The 18,087-nt window shown below is 43.7% G+C and carries 18 protein-coding genes, 1 tRNA gene and 1 riboswitch; of the genes, 5 read left to right on the forward strand and 14 right to left on the reverse strand.

Annotation, left to right across the window (positions count from 1 at the left end; all coding sequences use genetic code 11):
• Window positions 1-117: 117 nt before the first annotated feature.
• The 6 genes from P343_RS25735 to P343_RS25760 all read right to left on the reverse strand — a co-directional run bounded on the left by P343_RS25735 (window position 118) and on the right by P343_RS25760 (window position 6,550).
• Window positions 118-780, reverse strand: a complete 663-nt coding sequence (locus P343_RS25735; RefSeq protein WP_023509647.1) for a methionine ABC transporter permease — start codon at window positions 778-780, stop codon at window positions 118-120.
• The gene (locus tag P343_RS25740; protein ID WP_023509648.1) at window positions 780-1,793 is read right to left on the reverse strand and encodes a methionine ABC transporter ATP-binding protein; all 1,014 of its coding nucleotides are present in this window, start codon (window positions 1,791-1,793) and stop codon (window positions 780-782) included. Before P343_RS25740 ends, P343_RS25735 begins: the two co-directional genes overlap by 1 nt.
• Before the next feature lie 12 nt (window positions 1,794-1,805).
• Window positions 1,806-2,624: a MetQ/NlpA family ABC transporter substrate-binding protein gene (locus P343_RS25745; protein ID WP_023509649.1), complete on the reverse strand. Its 819-nt coding sequence runs from the start codon at window positions 2,622-2,624 to the stop codon at window positions 1,806-1,808.
• 142 nt (window positions 2,625-2,766) lie between these two features.
• Window positions 2,767-2,873: riboswitch (SAM riboswitch) on the reverse strand.
• A gap of 108 nt (window positions 2,874-2,981) precedes the next feature.
• Entirely contained in the window at window positions 2,982-3,986 is a 1,005-nt protein-coding gene (gene galE / locus P343_RS25750; RefSeq protein WP_023509650.1) for a UDP-glucose 4-epimerase GalE, read from the reverse strand.
• 73 nt (window positions 3,987-4,059) lie between these two features.
• Window positions 4,060-5,742: a Ppx/GppA family phosphatase gene (locus P343_RS25755; protein ID WP_236620337.1), complete on the reverse strand. Its 1,683-nt coding sequence runs from the start codon at window positions 5,740-5,742 to the stop codon at window positions 4,060-4,062.
• Window positions 5,743-5,767: 25 nt separating this feature from the next.
• On the reverse strand, window positions 5,768-6,550 hold the full coding sequence (locus P343_RS25760; protein WP_023509652.1) for a polyphosphate kinase 2 family protein: 783 nt from the start codon (window positions 6,548-6,550) through the stop codon (window positions 5,768-5,770).
• 229 nt (window positions 6,551-6,779) lie between these two features.
• Here P343_RS25760 and P343_RS25765 point away from each other — a divergent pair, with 229 nt between their 5' ends.
• Window positions 6,780-6,968, forward strand: a complete 189-nt coding sequence (locus P343_RS25765; protein ID WP_023509653.1) for a hypothetical protein — start codon at window positions 6,780-6,782, stop codon at window positions 6,966-6,968.
• 143 nt (window positions 6,969-7,111) lie between these two features.
• Here P343_RS25765 and P343_RS25770 read toward each other — a convergent pair whose 3' ends face one another.
• Both P343_RS25770 and P343_RS25775 read right to left on the reverse strand, forming a co-directional pair.
• Window positions 7,112-8,467: a PFL family protein gene (locus tag P343_RS25770; RefSeq protein WP_023509654.1), complete on the reverse strand. Its 1,356-nt coding sequence runs from the start codon at window positions 8,465-8,467 to the stop codon at window positions 7,112-7,114.
• 21 nt (window positions 8,468-8,488) lie between these two features.
• Window positions 8,489-8,758, reverse strand: coding sequence for an ACT domain-containing protein (locus P343_RS25775; RefSeq protein WP_023509655.1), 270 nt, complete (start codon window positions 8,756-8,758; stop codon window positions 8,489-8,491).
• Between the two features lie 189 nt (window positions 8,759-8,947).
• Here P343_RS25775 and P343_RS25780 point away from each other — a divergent pair.
• Window positions 8,948-9,018: transfer RNA gene (locus tag P343_RS25780), tRNA-Gly, on the forward strand.
• 52 nt (window positions 9,019-9,070) lie between these two features.
• On the opposite strand, the gene P343_RS25785 is transcribed toward P343_RS25780, so the two are convergent.
• Complete coding sequence (locus P343_RS25785; protein WP_023509656.1) at window positions 9,071-9,667, reverse strand: histidine phosphatase family protein; 597 nt, start codon at window positions 9,665-9,667, stop codon at window positions 9,071-9,073.
• A gap of 204 nt (window positions 9,668-9,871) precedes the next feature.
• Here P343_RS25785 and P343_RS25790 point away from each other — a divergent pair, with 204 nt between their 5' ends.
• A complete protein-coding gene (locus P343_RS25790; RefSeq protein WP_023509657.1) occupies window positions 9,872-10,438 on the forward strand; it encodes a sugar O-acetyltransferase in 567 nt (188 codons plus the stop codon).
• 96 nt (window positions 10,439-10,534) lie between these two features.
• Here the strand turns inward: P343_RS25790 and P343_RS25795 are convergent, their stop codons facing one another.
• From P343_RS25795 to P343_RS25810, 4 genes are all read right to left on the reverse strand, one after another.
• Window positions 10,535-11,500, reverse strand: a complete 966-nt coding sequence (locus tag P343_RS25795; protein WP_023509658.1) for an ABC transporter permease — start codon at window positions 11,498-11,500, stop codon at window positions 10,535-10,537.
• Complete coding sequence (locus P343_RS25800) at window positions 11,497-12,564, reverse strand: ABC transporter permease (RefSeq protein ID WP_023509659.1); 1,068 nt, start codon at window positions 12,562-12,564, stop codon at window positions 11,497-11,499. Before P343_RS25800 ends, P343_RS25795 begins: the two co-directional genes overlap by 4 nt.
• The gene (locus P343_RS25805; RefSeq protein WP_023509660.1) at window positions 12,561-14,084 is read right to left on the reverse strand and encodes an ABC transporter ATP-binding protein; all 1,524 of its coding nucleotides are present in this window, start codon (window positions 14,082-14,084) and stop codon (window positions 12,561-12,563) included. The genes P343_RS25800 and P343_RS25805 overlap by 4 nt, the downstream gene beginning before the upstream one ends.
• A 136-nt stretch (window positions 14,085-14,220) precedes the next feature.
• The gene (locus P343_RS25810; RefSeq protein ID WP_023509661.1) at window positions 14,221-15,306 is read right to left on the reverse strand and encodes a BMP family lipoprotein; all 1,086 of its coding nucleotides are present in this window, start codon (window positions 15,304-15,306) and stop codon (window positions 14,221-14,223) included.
• A gap of 346 nt (window positions 15,307-15,652) precedes the next feature.
• On the opposite strand from P343_RS25810, the gene P343_RS25815 reads away from it, so the two are divergent.
• Entirely contained in the window at window positions 15,653-16,012 is a 360-nt protein-coding gene (locus P343_RS25815; protein ID WP_023509662.1) for a Lin0512 family protein, read from the forward strand.
• Window positions 16,013-16,108: 96 nt separating this feature from the next.
• Here the strand turns inward: P343_RS25815 and P343_RS25820 are convergent, their stop codons facing one another.
• Entirely contained in the window at window positions 16,109-16,444 is a 336-nt protein-coding gene (locus tag P343_RS25820; protein WP_023509663.1) for a MazG nucleotide pyrophosphohydrolase domain-containing protein, read from the reverse strand.
• Between the two features lie 240 nt (window positions 16,445-16,684).
• On the opposite strand from P343_RS25820, the gene P343_RS25825 reads away from it, so the two are divergent.
• On the forward strand, window positions 16,685-17,890 hold the full coding sequence (locus tag P343_RS25825; protein WP_023509664.1) for an MFS transporter: 1,206 nt from the start codon (window positions 16,685-16,687) through the stop codon (window positions 17,888-17,890).
• The last annotated feature ends 197 nt before the right edge of the window (window positions 17,891-18,087 follow it).

The following is an 18,087-nucleotide window of genomic DNA, read 5'->3' on the forward strand; positions in this document are numbered from 1 at the left end:
CTTGATGTATAGTTTACCAAACATAATGTTAAGTTATATTAACATTATAAATTAAAAAAAGTACCTGTCAACACTCAAAGATAATATCTCCTCGTTGAACAGGTACCATTTTAGTCATTAGTTTTTCTTCAATTTCCTTGCGATCACATTACCCAGCGACTGAATGATCTGAACAATAATGATCAAGATTATAATAACAGCGTACATGACATCAGGCTGGAAACGTACGTAACCAAACTGATAGGCAAGATCGCCAAGTCCTCCGGCGCCGACAAAGCCGGCCATTGCCGTTTCACCAATCAAACCAATAATGGCGATCGTTAATCCGAGAATGATCGAAGACCTTGCTTCGCGGATAATCACATGCCAAATGATTTTTGGCGTCGAGATCCCCATCGACTGGTATGCCTCAATCACGCCCTTGCTTACTTCAAGCATTGCTGTCTCAAGCAGGCGGGCAATATAAGGCGCGCAGGCAACCACTAGTGGAACAATCACACCTTTGACGCCGATCGTCGTTCCGGCAACCGCCCTCGTAAACGGAAGAAGAAAGAATAAGAGAATAATAAACGGAATTGATCGTATCACATTAATTAATGAATTGACGATCGTATAAGCCGGAATACTTTCCCACTGACCGTTTTTCCGTGTCAGAACAAGCAGAACACCAAGCGGAAGACCAATGAGTATGGAGAATGCCAGGGAGATAAGCGTCATTTGGGTCGTCTGGATAAAACCTTCCCAAATCGCGTCACCCCATTGATTAAGAAAATCTGCCATTAACCGCTCACCTCTTCTACAAGTACATCCTGATCATGCAGGAACTGGATTGCCGTCTCTACTTTATTTTGATCACCCTTAAGATGAACGAGCAGATTGCCGACCGATTGATCTTTCAGCTGGTCGATGCCTCCGGCAATAATGCTTGGTAGCACATCAAACTGTTTAGCCAGTGTCGCAAGGACAGGATCCTTGGACGATTCACCAAGAAAAGTGAGTTTGACCAGCTTGCCTGATTCAAGCAGTTCACTCTTTAATTGTGCAGGGATCAAGAACTTCGACTCATTACTAATAAATTGCTTAGTCATTGCCTCTCGTGGACGCGTAAACACATCAACAACGGTTCCAGATTCAACAATTCGACCGTTTTCCATGACCGCCACCCGATCACAGATACGCTGGATCACGTTTAACTCGTGTGTAATCAGGAAGATTGTGATGCCAAGCTCTCTATTTACTTTTAACAAGAGTTCGAGAATGGCGTCCGTCGTATTCGGATCAAGGGCACTAGTTGCTTCATCACTCAGCAGCACTTCCGGTTCATGAGCAAGTGCGCGGGCAATGGCCACACGCTGCTTCTGACCGCCGGAAAGCTGACTCGGAAAAGCTTTGCTTCGATCAGTTAGTCCGACGATTTCCAGATATTTTTCGGTCCTCGCCTTGATCTCATCTTTCGGAACGCCTTCCAATTTCAACGGGATTGCGACATTATCATAAACATTGGCTGTCTCAAGCAAGTTATAGCCTTGAAAAATCATGCCAATTTTTCTTCTAAGCTGACGCAGCCCTCTTTTATCGAGTCCCAGAACATCCTGATCATCAACGAACACTTGCCCATCTGTTGGCCGTTCAAGTAAATTCACACAACGAATCAGCGTACTTTTCCCAGCGCCACTGAATCCAATTACACCGAAAATCTCACCTTTATTGACCTCGAGCGAAACATCCTTCAGGGCTTCGATTTTGTTTTTTCCAACACGAAACGTCTTCGACACATGCTGCAATTTAATCAAGATGCTTCCTCCTTACCAAGCAGGAACTACGGAACCGCCGAACTTCTTCTTAATGAAGTCTTTAACTTCTTTTGAGTGGTAGTATTTCTGAATTTGCTTTACAACTTTGTCATTCTTGTTTGCTGTACGGACAACAAAGTAGTTCGGGTATGGATTGTTCACTAATGGTTCATGGAAAATTGAATCTTTAAGAACAGTCAGTCCTGCGCCCATTGCGAAGTTGGTATTGATCGCTGATGCAGCAACTTCGTTCAATTGAGCCGGAAGCTGAGCCGCATCCATTTCAACAATTTGCAGATGCTTCGGATTGCCGACAACATCTCGCTTTGTCGCTGTAACATTCGAGCCTTTTTTCAGCTTGATCACGCCAGCCTTTTCAAACAGCTGCAGTCCGCGAAGTTCGTTCGCCGGATCATTAGGAACAGCAATCTTATCGCCGTCTTTCAAGTCTTTCAGGCTCTTGATACTCTTAGAATAGATACCCATTGGGAAAGCTACCGTTTTAAACGCATCGGTAATCTTATAGTTTTTATTTTCAATCTGATTCTTCAGGAACGGAAGTGTCTGATAGCTGTTCGCATCCAATTCCTTTTCATTCAGTGCGATGTTTGGTTGATTGTAATCGTTGAATACTTTCAGATGAATGGTCAGTCCGTCTTTCTTAGCTAGTTTGGCAACCTGTTCCATAACGATCTGGTGAGGGCCACCCGTTACACCGACAGTAATTTCCTTATCACTCAATCCTTTAGAAGAACCGTTACCACAAGCTGCCAAGACAAAAATCATAGAGAATGCCAACAATGCTGAAATAACTGCAGTAATCTTTTTCAATGCATTTTCCTCCTGTTTCTTTATCAGAATACTATGAATTCTAACCGCATATCCTTCAAATCTCCAGTTTGCCTCTCTCTGAGAACTAGGAAATGTAAAAGGCTTCCCTCGATAAGAGAGAAGCCTGATTATTCCATATCTTCTCTTATCTCTCAAAATCCAAACGGATTCTGCAGGAATTGGCACCTAAATTTACATTTGGGTTGCCGGGTTTCATCGGGCCAGTCCCTCCGCCACTCTGGATAAGAAGTATTCAATTGGTTAGTGATATGATTGTACCGCGAAATCAATTATGTGTCAAAACTTTGTCTCTAATTGTTAATAATTCCCTTTTTAAAGGAAGTGATCAACAACTCATTACTTTGCCAAGTCGGCTGAGGCATAACCTTTTGGATGACTGCTGTGCCATGCCCAAGCATCTGCCAAAATTTCAGGAATGTTGGTGTGTTCCGGCTTCCATCCAAGTACTCGTTTTGCCTTTTCCGGCGAAGCAATTAATGTACTTGGATCGCCTGCGCGTCTCGGAGCCAATTCAGCAGGAATCGCCTTTCCGGTCACTTTGCGGGCAGCGTCAATAATCTCTTTAACCGAGAAACCTTCGCTTGACCCAAGATTAAAGACATCACTCTTTCCTCCATCAAAGAGGTAGCGGAGTGCCAAACGGTGTGCGGCAATCAGATCCTCGATATGGACGTAATCCCGCACGCAGGTTCCGTCCTTAGTCGCGTAATCATCGCCAAAAATTGAAATATGATCCCGTTCACCGGCTGCAACCTGTAATACAATTGGAATCAGGTGTGTTTCTGGATGATGATCTTCACCAATTGGACCTGTTTTGCTTGCCCCTGCTACATTGAAATAGCGAAGAGCGACAAAGCGCATGTCATAGGCGCGGTCGCACCATTTCATCATCTTTTCCATCGCGAGCTTCGTCTCTCCATATGGATTGGTCGGCTGTGTCGGCATGTCTTCAGTAATTGGCACAACTTCCGGTTCGCCATAAGTGGCGGCCGTTGATGAGAATACAATGTGCTTCACGTTATTTTCATGCATCACTTCAAGCAGTACCTGCATGCCGTACACATTATTGTTAAAATACATCAGCGGCTTTTCAACTGATTCTCCGACCAATGAATTAGCGGCAAAGTGGATGACGCCATTGATCGTTTCTTTTTTGAACACGGAGTCCAAAAACGCCTTGTCACGAATATCTCCTTGGTAGAATGTCGCATTTGGATGCAACGCTTCCTTGTGGCCGGTCTGCAGATTATCGACGACAACAACGTCTTCACCGGCATCAATCAGCTGATATACAGCGTGCGACCCAATGTAGCCCGCGCCGCCTAACACTAAAATAGACATAAACGACCCCTTCCCGTCACAGTAATTCGATTAACCTCTCTTATTTTCCACCTTATTGGAAGTCTTGACAAGTCTACTCGTCAGCATTTTTAAATTGGATGGCCACCGATGTTTTCAAGGCTCTTTCAAGGTGTTTTTTATGTCTTTGCGCAGCCTGCTCTTCGAAGTAAGCATCATTATGATAATAAGCAGTGATCTGGACCTGCTTTTTCTTCGTAAGCTTTACCGATAATCGATCGACGACATGTAATTTCGTCCGGTCGAAGTCATGTGCAAGGCGAAGCACAGCCCCAAGTGTCTCGTATAATCGCAGTTCTTCCTTGGTCACCAGTTGCTGAAAAGGTTTGGCAAAATCAATGAGATTAGACCGATTCTTAAAAGAAGAAACAAGCGCGACAGCCAGCCGGTCATGGTGGCTAATTCCGTTTATGTTAATATTAGTAAGCAAATAAAATGTTTGCGCGCTGCTTGACTCATTATTTACAAATTCTCCAAGATAAGCGAGGTCGGCACTATGTGAAAGCAGCCAAGCAATTCGTCTATCAGATACTTTCTCTTTAAGTAAAACAAGAATACCTTCGAGCACTTGAAAGGCAAGTGTTTTTACGTATGCCGTATGATTGCTGTCCAGATTGAAATTCCTTCGCATTTGCCGTAGGCTTTCATTCAAAACGTATGGAATACGTTCCTCTCCTCTTTGCCCGAGTACCCACTCATAGAAGACTCCTTCGCGCAGTCCATCTCCACTAAGCATAAAGGTGTCTCCATGATTCATTTTCACGAGCATATTAATCACACCCGATGCCGGCAAGATTATATCTGCCCGATCTTTTGAAAGACCGTCCATACTTTCTCTTTCTTCGATTGTCATCGACGCCAATTTTTTCGTCAGTTCATCAAGCCGGCCCCGAGGTATGGTGTATTGATGCAGACCAACCATAGGATAATGTTCCTGAAGCTGATCAATGCGTGCCAGGTTGCGTGCAGTTCCGCCAATGCCAATAATCGGAAGTTGATTTCCGCACAGCCAGTCAAATGAAGAAAACGCCTTTTTTATGTATGCCTCCAGCTTTTCACCGGCGTTCGGATCCCCATTCTTGTAGAAAGTCTTGTACAGCGTTACAGCACCAAAAGGGAAGGAATGTGAATGGATGAGTTTACGATTCTTGAACATCGTAACTTCAGTGCTCCCCCCACCGATGTCGATTGAGATTCCATCTTCCACAAAGGTTGAATTAATAATCGCGTAATAGCCATAATAGGCTTCCTTTATCCCGGAGAGCAAGCGAACAGTCAAACCCGTTTGCTCCAGAATAAGTTTCAGCACCGCCTCGCGATTTTTTGCTTTGCGCATCGCGGCTGTCGCAAACGCATCGACAACAAGTACATCCCGTTCACGCTCGATAATGGACTGAAACCGTTTAAGTACGGTGAGGAGAACAGACGTGCCCTCTCTGCTTAGATTATTATTTTCATCTATGAAATTGCTAAGTCTTGCTACTGCTTTAAAATTTAACAGTTCTTTAAAAAAATAGTCACGGTCAACGCCAATGATTACAAGACGAATCGAATTGGATCCGATATCAATCATCGCATGCTTCTGAACAATCTCCAAAAGGTTCCTCCCCCTGCCCATTTCCGCCCGGAGAGCGCGAATCATTGCCATTCGCTCACTTTCACAAGCTAAAAAGTGTCCTGCTTCTCTTAAAGTATAGCGTAAAAAGGGGAGGTATATGGCATGAAAAATCTTACTCATCTAAAGAAACCTCTGATCCACTAAATCATTTGTGAAGCATTCCATCTCCAGATGACACCGGAATGGCCGTGACATCAACACCATTTATCTTTAAGTGTGCTTCAATCGATTTTGTCATTTGTTTAAGCACGGCGATACGGGCGTACCACTTACTGTTTGCCGGAATAATATGCCAGCGTGCATTTGGTTTATCTGTTTTATCAAACATTTCTTCGGCTGCTGTCACATACTCTTCCCATTTTTGACGATTTCTCCAATCCTCATCCGTAATTTTCCATTTTTTTAATGGATCTCCTTCGCGTTTCTTAAATCGCTCATATTGCTCTTCTTTGCTGATATGCAGCCAAAATTTCTCAATAATATACCGGTCACTCGTGAGCAGCTTCTCAAAGTTATTAATTTCTTTATAAGCACGTTGCCACTCCTCAGTTTCGGCAAGCTTCTCAACGCGCTCTACAAGCACCCGGCCATACCACGAACGATCAAATATAGCGATCTGTCCATATTGTGGGATTTTTCTCCAGAAACGCTGCATATAATTAAATCTTTTCTCATGAGGTGCCGGCGCGGCAATGGGCCAGACTCGTACGTTTCTTGGATCGAGGTTACCAACCGCACGCTTGATTGCCCCGCCCTTTCCTGCCGCATCCCATCCTTCAAAAACAAAAATGACCCCTAGTTTATTTTCCATAAGAAGATGCTGCATCCATAGTAATTTCAGTTGATACTTGACCAACTTCTTTTCATAAATCTCTTTTTGCTCAATCGCAACCTGTAAATCCTTCTTTGCTAAACGCCCTTTTTCCATATGTACTCACTCCTTTTGTCTCTTAGTGTAAATATAGCATATGGTGAATCATTCGCTTATATCCTCAGTCAGTTAAGTAGCCAAAAGCCGTACTCCAAAAGAATTTATCTGGGAACTACATGAGCAAAGTCTATGCAAAGTCATAAAAGAAAAAGCATAAATATATGAATTCCGCTCACACTATCACATGGCGATAACGCCAAAATAAAAAAAGAAAGCTGTGAACATCTTGGCTCAAAAGAACGAAAAAAACCCAAAGCCGTCAAAACAATTCAATCAGGAGTTTGCGCAACCGCTTGATGAACATTCTGTTGAAGAAAGAGAACGTGCCCAAAGAACCGGAGACAACGCAGATTCCAGTAATAACAAAGACCACAAACAGGATAACGAACAAAATCGCAATAATGACTGGAAATAATTAAAAAGAACGGAAACCGCGAGAAACGGTTTCCGTTCTTTTTATACAAATAAGAATGTATAAAATATAAAAGATTAGCGGTACCTGGTATAAGAAAAACTAAGGCTCAGCCGTTATTAGACTTGGCTTCGCCAAGTTTTTCTTTAATTTTTAAAGGAGTGGATTGGTGCAGGAATTCTGCCGCCTCTAGCAATAAAATCCGCTGAAGAATGATGATTGACATCCATCACAGGAGCATAGCCGAGAAGACCGCCAAATTCAACTGTATCGCCAACAGATTTTCCTAAAGCAGGAATGACCCGGACGGCGGTCGTCTTGTTGTTAATGACACCAATCGCCGCTTCATCAGCGATCATCGCGGAAATTGTTTCCGCAGGCGTATCGCCGGGAATTGCAATCATGTCCAAGCCCACGGAGCAAACCGCGGTCATTGCTTCCAGCTTCTCCAAGTTCAGAGCGCCTTTTTCGACCGCATGAATCATGCCTGCATCTTCAGAAACGGGAATGAACGCACCGCTCAGACCGCCGACATGGCTGCATGCCATGACCCCGCCTTTCTTAACTGCATCATTCAACAATGCCAGAGCAGCGGTCGTCCCATGCGTGCCCACGGATTCGAGTCCCATTTCTTCAAGAATATGTGCAACCGAATCACCGACAGCGGGTGTAGGCGCTAAAGACAAATCAACAATGCCGAACGGCACACCGAGACGCGTTGAGGCTTCGTGCCCAACGAGCTGGCCCATTCTTGTTATTTTAAATGCTATTTTTTTGATTGTTTCAGAAACAACGTCAAAAGGCTGCCCTTTGACTTTTTCAAGCGCTCTTTTAACCACACCCGGACCGCTTACGCCAACGTTAATCACACAATCCTCTTCGCCGACACCGTGAAAGGCGCCTGCCATGAATGGATTGTCTTCTACAGCATTAGCAAAAATCACTAATTTTGCACAGCCTAATCCTTGCTTATCGGCAGTCCGTTCAGCCGTCTTCTTAACAATGATCCCCATTTGCTTAACAGCATCCATATTAATGCCCGATCGCGTTGAACCGACATTTACAGATGAACAGACAAAGTCGGTCGTCGCCAATGCTTCCGGTATCGATTGGATTAGTCGCTTGTCTCCAATTGAGTACCCCTTCTGAACAAGAGCACTAAAGCCACCGATAAAATTGACACCTGTTGTTTTTGCTGCCTTGTCCAAAGTGCGGGCAAAATCAGAATAGTCCTCGTCCTGCGAGGCACCAGCGACAAGCGCAATCGGTGTGACGGAAATTCGTTTGTTAATGATCGGAATCCCGAACTCATTTTCAATCGCTTCTCCGGTCTTAACTAAGTTCTCGGCAAGGCGAGTGATTTTATCATAAATCCTGCCACGGGCCTTTTCTCCATCGCTGTCAATACAATCCAGCAGAGAGATGCCCATCGTGATTGTACGAATGTCCAGTTTTTCTTCTTCGATCATCCGAATCGTTTCCAGTATTTGTGTTGTTTCCATGATCTGCTGATTTCCTCCAACTTATAGACTGTGCATGGATGTAAAGATTTCTTCACGCTGAATCTTAATCTGAACACCTAAATCCGTTCCTTTTTCAGTAAGGAACTTTTTGATGTCTCCGAAGCTGTCTGTAGCTGCTGATAAATCAAGAATCATCATCATCGTAAAATAGCCATTCATGATCGTCTGTGAGACATCAAGAATATTCACATGAAGATCGGCAAGTTTACCGCTGACACCCGCAATAATTCCGACATTATCCTTGCCGATTACTGTTAAAATCGCCTTCACCGTCTGCCACTCCTTGTTGGTCAATTAGTTTTATACAAAAAAGGACAACTGATCTTCTTTTTTCGTGCTTTTCAAACATCGTTCTCTTTAGTTATTATCTCAGGAATATCACATGATGCAAGCTAATCACCGACATTGACAAAAAGAAGCCATTCTTATATGATAGGAAATGGTTTTTATATCCATTCTGCGGGTGTAGTTTAATGGTAAAATTAGAGCTTCCCAAGCTCTCGTCGTGGGTTCGATTCCCATCACCCGCTTAAATGAATCAATTTTTCGTGAGCGACAGCCTATCGCTCACTTTTTTGTTGTTTAGATACTGGTTACTTTACCAAACGCGCTGAGATGATCAATACAATTGTAATCAATGATCTTCCACGAGTCGCCAGATGTTTCAATGTGGCTGATGCACGTATTGAAAAGTTTTGTCTTTCCTGTCCCAATCTCGCCGTTCGAGAAGACAGCCAGAATCACATTAATTAAGCCTCCATGAGCAACAAGCAATACCGGCTGATCAGGAAATTGATCTTTGACCGTTGAAAGTCCTCGAAGCACACGTTTCTTAATGAGATCAAAGGACTCCATTCCAGGAATTTTTCCATCTGGGAAATGGCTGTCTCGTTCCGGAACGGTCATTCCTGAAGCCTCGCCATAATCCTTTTCAATAAAATCACTGTTTTCAATGAACGGCAGGCTGCCGACATAACGATTCACAATTTCAGCCGTTTGCTTTGCGCGCAGCAAAGGACTGGTGACAATGGCGGCAAACTCCGAATTCTTCAAAAAGGCCCCAACCATCTCTGCCTGTTTTCTACCGCGGTCATTAAGCGGTATATCTTCACGTCCTTGAAGCTTCCCTATCGCATTCCAATCTGTTTCTCCATGCCTGACCAGGCAAAGTGTTGTCATGATCCATCCTCCAAATATTCTTGCTGTTTAAAGCTGCCCAATTATGGCCTATCTAAAGCAGACTCTAAATGATCTTATCTCTTATTATAGCGAAAATTTATTTCCCATGTAGTGCCAAGTTATCTACTATACCTCCTCTCTATACGCGCATAGCAAATAGTTTGTTACTATAGAGACAGATGACCAGGAAAGAAGGATGATGAAATGGCTAGACAAACGGAAAAAGAAAAAATGATAGCCGGAGAATTATATAACGCCGGCGATTCTGAATTAACAGCAGATCGAAAGCAAGCCCGCATTCTTGTCCGTTCCTACAACACGTCTTTAGAAACAGAGCGCGATCAGCGGACAGCACTTCTGAAACAGCTGTTTGGCTCCACAGGCGATAAACTCTACATTGAACCAAATTTTCATTGCGATTATGGATACAACATTCATGTTGGAAATTATTTTTATGCCAACTTCGACTGCGTCATTTTAGATTGTGCGCCGGTCGTGATTGGAGATCATTGTCTGCTTGCACCCGGCGTACATATTTATACGGCCACTCATCCACTTGATCCGAAAAAAAGATTGGATGGATGGGAATATGCAAAACCTGTACGAATCGGCAACAATGTTTGGATCGGCGGACGATCAATTATTAATCCCGGCGTAACCATAGGAAACCATGCCGTCATTGGCTCAGGTTCGGTAGTAACTAAAGATGTTCCTGATTACGCTGTTGTGGCCGGCAATCCCGCAAAAATCATTAAGTGGATCAACCATTAACCGTGCATGTCCAGATATAAAAAAAGAATAGTTAAACCGCCGCCAGAGCTGGCGGCGGTTCATTTTTTTGAAACGAATGCAAATGTTTTTCTGTTGTTATCTTTGCCCTTTAATATAAGGTACACCGTCTGCTTTAGGTGCTTCGGCACGACCGACAAATCCGGTGAGCACGATCAAGGTCAGCACATATGGTGCGGTGAGCATAATTACCGAAGGCAGTCGATCCAGATATGGGATCTGCTGGCTCGTAATACTGAGCGCCTGTGCAAATCCAAAAAATAGAGATGCGCCCATGGCGCCGATTGGATGCCATTTACCAAAAACAAGTGCGGCAAGTGCAAGGAAGCCCTGCCCAGCGATTGTCGACACGCTATAGTTCGATGTGATCGTCACCAAATAAACGGCACCGCCGATCCCACCGAATACACCGCTGAGCGCTACACCAATATAGCGCATTCTGCTGACGTTAATCCCAAGTGTATCCGCTGCTGCCGGATGTTCACCAACTGAACGAAGACGCAATCCGAACGGTGTTTTGAAAATAATGAACCATACAAGCACCGAGACAAGAATTGCCAGATATGACGTGTAGGTCACTTGTTGGAAAAAGATAGGTCCTATGAAAGGAATTTTACTTAAGCCTGGAATACTGATTTTATCAATATTATGCGTAATATACGGTGTCTGACCTTTTCCCTCATAGATCATTTTTACAAGGAAGATGGTCAATCCTGCTGCAAGAAAGTTAAGCGCCACACCACTGACCGTCTGATCCGCTCGAAATGAAATGGAAACAACAGCGTGAATGAGCGAAAACAGTCCACCGGCAATGGCGGCAATTAAAATGGCAATCCATGGAGAAGCATCGCCAAATCCCGAATGTTCCAAAGCTAAGGTTGAGATGGCTGCTGTAAATGCACCAACCGACATTAGCCCTTCCAATCCGATATTGACAACTCCTGAACGCTCAGAAAATACGCCGCCTAATGATGTAAAGATCAAAGGAGCCGCGGTAAGCAGTGTCGAAGGAATAATGATCGTTAAGACTTCAAAAATGCTCATTTTTTATGCCCCTTTCTCGATAAGCGTTCAATCGCCCACTTAATGACATAACTAGAGCCGACAAAGAAAATAATCAGAGCAATGATGATTTGAATCAGTTCAACCGGAACACCTGCAACCGACTGCATGGTCAGACCTCCGGTTTGTAAGCCGGCAAACAGCGCACCCGCAAACACAACGCCAATTGGTGAGTTCAATCCAAGAAGTGCCACCGCAATTCCATTAAAACCTATACCTGTAAAAGCTGAATTAATGGTCATGTATTGGTACGTACCAAGCCCTTCCATTGCGCCGCCCAACCCTGCAAAAATACCAGATATCGTCAGCGATAGGACAATGTTTCGGCTGACATTCATACCAGCATATTTGGATGCATCCGGACTGAAACCAACAGCACGCAGTTCATAGCCTTTTGTCGTTTTCCAAAGGATGTACCACATCGCTATGACGGCAATAATTACTACAATAAATCCCCAATGAAGTCGTGATCCTTGGGTCAAATTTGCAAGGAAATTCGATGCTAGAGAAGCAGAAGCAGGAATTGTCGGTGTGCGCTCTCCTTCATGATATAAGAAGTTTTTAATGATGTAAGCTGTTGTATAAAGCGCAATGTAATTCATCATGATCGTCGAGATCACTTCATGAACTTTAAACTTGGCTTTCAACAAACCCGGAATGTAGCCCCATAAAGCGCCAGCCGCCCCTCCGGCAATTATGGACATAGGAAGCAGAAGGACTCTTGGAAGATGTCCAAAAATAATGGCGCATGCCACCGAGGCAAGCCAACCAACCATCAGCTGACCTTCTACACCGATGTTAAACAAGCCGGTCCGAAAGGCGAAAGCAACTGCAAGTCCCGCAAGTACCAGAGGAATCATCGCGCGAATCGTTTCTCCGCCATAATAAGGTTGAAGGAAAATCGACTCTACAATGGATTGATAAGCAAGTAAGGGGTTATAACCGATAATCAGCATAATCACTGCTCCGCAAAGCAAGCCAAGGATTACTGAAACAATGGGAATCAACAGAGTCATCCAATTGATCTTTTTCAAAAATCCGATCATGCCTGATTCCCCCCTTTCTTACGTCCAGCCATCAACAGGCCGAGTTCATTTTCATCCGTTTCCTTCGGATTAACAATATCAATGATGTTCCCCTCATAAATCACGGCGATTCGGTCACTCAAACGCAAAATTTCGTCTAATTCAAAAGAGACAAGCAAGACTGCCTTCCCTTTTTTCTTCTCATCAATCAGTTTGCCATGAATAAATTCAATGGCACCGATGTCCAGACCGCGCGTTGGCTGGGCGGCGATCAGCAATTCGGGGCTGCGATCGACTTCGCGTGCCACAATAACCTTCTGCTGATTTCCTCCGGAAAGTGACCGAGCAAGTGTCTTTTCACTTGGCGTACGGACGTCAAATTCTTGAATCAGCTGCTTTGCTTTTTTAGTAATCACTTTATTTTGTAGGATACCTAATTGAGCATATGGTTTTTTATAATACGTCTGAAGTACCATATTTTCACCGATTGAAAAATCCAAAACAAGTCCATGTTTCTGTCGATCTTCAGGAATATAGCCTAATCCAGCTTCAATGATTTTTCGTGTTTTTTGATTCGTCACATCTTGTCCGTTAATCTTGATCCTACCGTTTTTCACTTTTCTAAGTCCGGCAATGGCTTCGATCAATTCGGTCTGCCCGTTACCGTCCACTCCGGCAATACCGAGAATTTCTCCCCCATGAACAGTCAGATTGAGCTCCTTGATGACATTCACTTTTCTAGAATCAAGCACCGTCAGATGATCAACTTCCAAAACTTTTTCCTTTGGTTCATATGGTGCATCATTTACCTGGACGTTAACTTTTCGGCCAACCATCATACTCGCCAGTTCACTTGGATTCGTATCGGAAATGGCTACCGAATCAATGTTTTTTCCTCGTCGAATCACGGTACAGCGGTCACAGGCTTCAAAAATTTCTTTAAGTTTATGTGTGATCAAGATGATCGATTTGCCTTCTTTAACGAGGCGTTTCATGATTACAATCAGTTCTTGGATTTCAAGTGGTGTAAGCACAGCCGTTGGTTCATCAAAAATCAAAATATCAGAGCCTCTGTAGAGGGTCTTTAAAATTTCTACCCGCTGCTGCATACCGACCGTAATATCTTCCACTTTTTGATTCGGATCAACATCCAGTCCGTACTTCTCAGAAAGCTCTTTTACGATTTTGACCGCCTTCGCCATATCCAGTAAGCCATGCTTTTTCGGTTCTTTTCCAAGAACAATGTTTTCAGCAACAGTAAACTTGTCGATCAGCATAAAGTGCTGATGAACCATGCCTATGCCGAGCCGAGTCGCATCATTGGGGTCATGAATTACCGCCTTTTTACCATGGACATAAATTTCTCCCTGATCAGGCTGATAAAGTCCGAATAGAACATTCATCAGAGTCGATTTTCCAGCTCCATTTTCACCGAAGAGTGCATGGATCTCCCCTTCTTCAACCTGAAGGGTGATATCGTCATTGGCTACAATGCCGGGAAATTCCTTCCTGATATGTCTCATTTCAATTGCATAGGACATGCCCTCAGTCTCCCATCTCTGAATATGTAAGAAAAACTTGGCAAAGCCAAGTCTTTTGTGCGCAAGTCACATTTTATCATAATTATAAGTGATGGATGAGGCAGAATAATGCCTCATCCATCAGCAAAACAATTTATTACTTCAAATTAGCAAGATATTCTTTGTACTCTTTATCAGTTGTCGGTACAGTAATGGAACCGTCAATGATTTTCTTTTTGTATCCACTTACAGCGTCAAGTGCTTTTTTCGATACATTTTCTGTCGTTGGTGCAATACCCACGCCATTTTGTTCAAGTCCGTATTCAAGCACTTTGCCGCCAGGGAATTTTCCTGCTTTTGCTTGCTTTGTTACATCGTAGATGGCTTTATCCACACGTTTTACCATAGAGGTAAGCGTTACGTTTTCTGGAAGACCTTGATCATGTTGGTCTTTGTCTACGCCAATGACCCAAACCTTTTTACCGCTCTTGGTACGGTTCTTCGCTTCAGTGAATACACCGTTACCTGTAGCGCCTGCTGCCGAATAGATGATATCTGCACCTTTAGTGTAGAATGTCTGAGCAATTGCAGCACCTTTATCAGGAGCGTCAAACGCACCAGCATATTGTACATAAATGTCAGCTTTTGGATTAACTGCTTTAACACCAGCTTTGAAACCATTTTCAAACTTCTTAATCAAAGCACCGTTAATTCCGCCGACAAAGCCTACTTTATTAGTTTTTGTAGTAAGTCCGGCAACAACACCAACGAGGAACGAGCCTTGTTGTTCTTTGAATGTGATGCTCGCAACGTTTTTCAGAGGTTTGTTGTTCTTGTCAACTGCAACAGCATCAATAATTCCCAGGTGAGCTTTCGGATTTTGTTCAGCGATCTTCTGAACATCACTTTGCATCAGGAACCCGATACCATAGACTACATTGAAATTCTGGTGAACCATTGTGTTCAGGTTCGGTGAATAATCAGAAGCTTGAGTGGATTGCAGATATTTAACACCTGTACCTACTTTAAGGTTGTTATCCTTTGCAAAACTCTTCAAACCTTCCCAAGCGGACTGGTTAAAGGATTTGTCATCAACGCCACCTACGTCCGTTACTTCTCCTGCTTTGAACGCGGTTTGTTTCGTCGCGCTGCTACCGCTAGTTTTGCCGTTACCGCATCCTGCAAGAACTGATGCGAGAACAACAACAAAGGCTACGAGCACTGCTATTCTCTTTTTAAACACTGAAAAACCCCCCGTTAAATCTTTTGAATTTAAACTCACAGACATTACTATAGCTTATCTGAGTCCAAAAGGGAACAGAAAAATGTTGAAAAAGCGAAAATTCAGCAGAACTTTGAACAAATTGTTCGCCTTTACTTGATTTCCCTGCAGACACCTCATCGTTGTAGCTCTGCTTTTTATGTTCTCCTCAAACATTATTCCATATTAATTTTAGTTCTTATGCGAGAAACATGGCCGTTCTTGTCGGTTTTTCTTACAAAGATTTTTTATTGCGTAGTTCATATCACTACGGTGATTGTCCTCACTTTGCTATAATGAAGCTAAAAAATGTTGAGGAGGGCTAGATATGGATCAGCTTTTATTTATTGAAACAGGATTTGGCGTTGACGTTCACGGACAGGATGCCACAACTGCCGCAGTTCGTGCTGTAAGAGATGCGATACATAGGAACTCCATGCCGGGAATCGCCGGACTCCTGCCCGGAAATGACCTGAATAACATGAAGGTGACGATTCGATTGGCAGTCCCAATAGATAAAGAATCTCTTGATTTCGATAAAATAAAAGCAGAGATTCCTTACGGAACAGTCACCATCAAAGTGATGGATGGCGGCATGGCCGCGCCAAGCGGCATTATTTTAAAAGAGAAAAATGACAAAAATGATTTAATGTACATCGTGAATGCTTCGGTTGAAGTCGGTTATTAAAAAAGGTGTGGAATTTTTTCCATCACCTTTTTTAATGTTCTCTGTTTCTTGTAGATGCTCATTCATCTTTTCAAAAAAGTACCATGATCCGTCCGTTCAAAATTCTTCTTCCTTACAATTGAATCGATCACACAATTTCTGCCGGTGAGCTTTCATAGCATCTTCCAAATTAAGTTGATACAGGTTTGCGAGGATTGCCAGGTTAGAAATCATGTCACCGATTTCTTCTGAAAGATTTTGCCGGATTTCTTCCTGGGTTTTCTTTCCTTCTTCAGGATGATGATCTCGCCCAATTTCATAGGTACGTACTGCACGGGATACCTCGCCCGCCTCTTCCATCAGAAAACCAACGCGGATATACGGAGGCAAGTCCTTCCATCCATGTTTCTCATAAAAATTTTTTTCCCATTCCTGAACATCATGCAAGTTCAAAGGGTTCCCCCACTCTCTAACTAGAATTTCTTTTTTATAGTGTAGCACGTGATTAATAGTAGAAGAAAAAAATCTGCCACTCTATTATCTTGTGGCAGTAAAGCAAACAGTTTCTACAAGTGTCTTTACACCTGTAAATCAAATAATTATAATAGGAGCAGGCTTAATTACACATTATATGAACACGCGCTGTCGCATGAACTATGCGCAGATACCGCACTCATTAATCAGGAGGCTATTATGTCAATTACCAATCACACGTCAGAAAGAAAATTGCTTGGTGTTGCCGGGCTTGCCTGGCTGTTTGACGCGATGGATGTCGGCATGCTGTCGTTTATCATCGCCGCTTTGAAAACGGAATGGGACCTCAATGAAGTTCAAATGGGTTGGATCGGCAGTGTCAGCTCAATCGGTATGGCTGTCGGTGCACTCATCTTCGGAATGATGGCCGACCGGATCGGGCGGAAAAATGTCTTGATTCTTACACTGTTGCTGTTCTCTGTCGGTGGCGGGCTCTCCGCGCTGACAACCGGCATTTCCATTTTTCTCGTGCTGCGTTTCTTTGTGGGCATGGGACTCGGCGGTGAATTGCCTGTCGCTTCAACCCTTGTGTCCGAAAGCGTCTCCGCAGACAAGCGCGGGCGCATTGTCGTCCTACTCGAAAGTTTCTGGGCAGGCGGATGGATTGTCGCCGCTTTGATCTCTTATTTTATTATTCCTCAATACGGATGGCGGATTGCCCTGATCATCGGTGCGCTGCCTGCATTCTACGCGATTTATCTCAGATGGAATATTCACGATTCCTCAAAGTTTATCGCAAAAACAAAAGAGAACAAACCAAGCTTATGGCAAAATATTGCTGAAGTCTGGTCCCAAAAATATGTACGCCGGACCGTGATGCTTTGGGTGCTCTGGTTCTGCGTGGTCTTCTCCTATTACGGCATGTTCCTTTGGTTGCCAAGCGTTGTCGTCCTGAAGGGCTTCAGTTTGGTTCGAAGTTTTCAATATGTCTTAATCATGACGCTCGCTCAGCTTCCTGGTTACTTCACTGCCGCCTGGCTGATTGAAAAATGGGGCAGAAAGTCTGTGCTGGTTGTTTATCTGCTTGGAACTGCAGTCTTCGCCTATTTCTTTGGCACAGCAACCACACTGCCGCTCTTGCTGACTTCCGGTATCCTGCTTTCGTTCTTTAATCTTGGCGCTTGGGGTGCCCTCTATGCTTACTCGCCGGAACAATATCCGACCGTTATTCGCGGGACAGGGACCGGAATGGCAGCAGCGTTTGGACGAATTGGCGGCATTTTCGGCCCGCTTCTTGTCGGTTACTTGATTGTCCGCCATATCTCGATTACTTCTATATTCACCATTTTCTGCGTGTCCATCATTATCGGCGTGATTGCTGTTCTGGTTCTTGGAAAAGAAACCAAAAACAAAGAACTTGCTTAAATTGATGATGATACAAAAAGAATCTTCCGTTAAATGACGGAAGGTTCTTTTTTGTTCATTCGTTTTCGGAATTTAATTTTATTAGCTATCCAGTCCTATTAGTATTCCGGGCCCAAGACGTCTGCTGATTCTGAATCGACGTTAATCACATGATGCATTATCTGGTCATAGAAAGCAGTTTGAGCTATCGAGAAAAC

The organism is Sporolactobacillus laevolacticus DSM 442, assembly GCF_000497245.1.
GTDB classification, from domain to species: Bacteria; Bacillota; Bacilli; order Bacillales; family Sporolactobacillaceae; genus Sporolactobacillus; species Sporolactobacillus laevolacticus.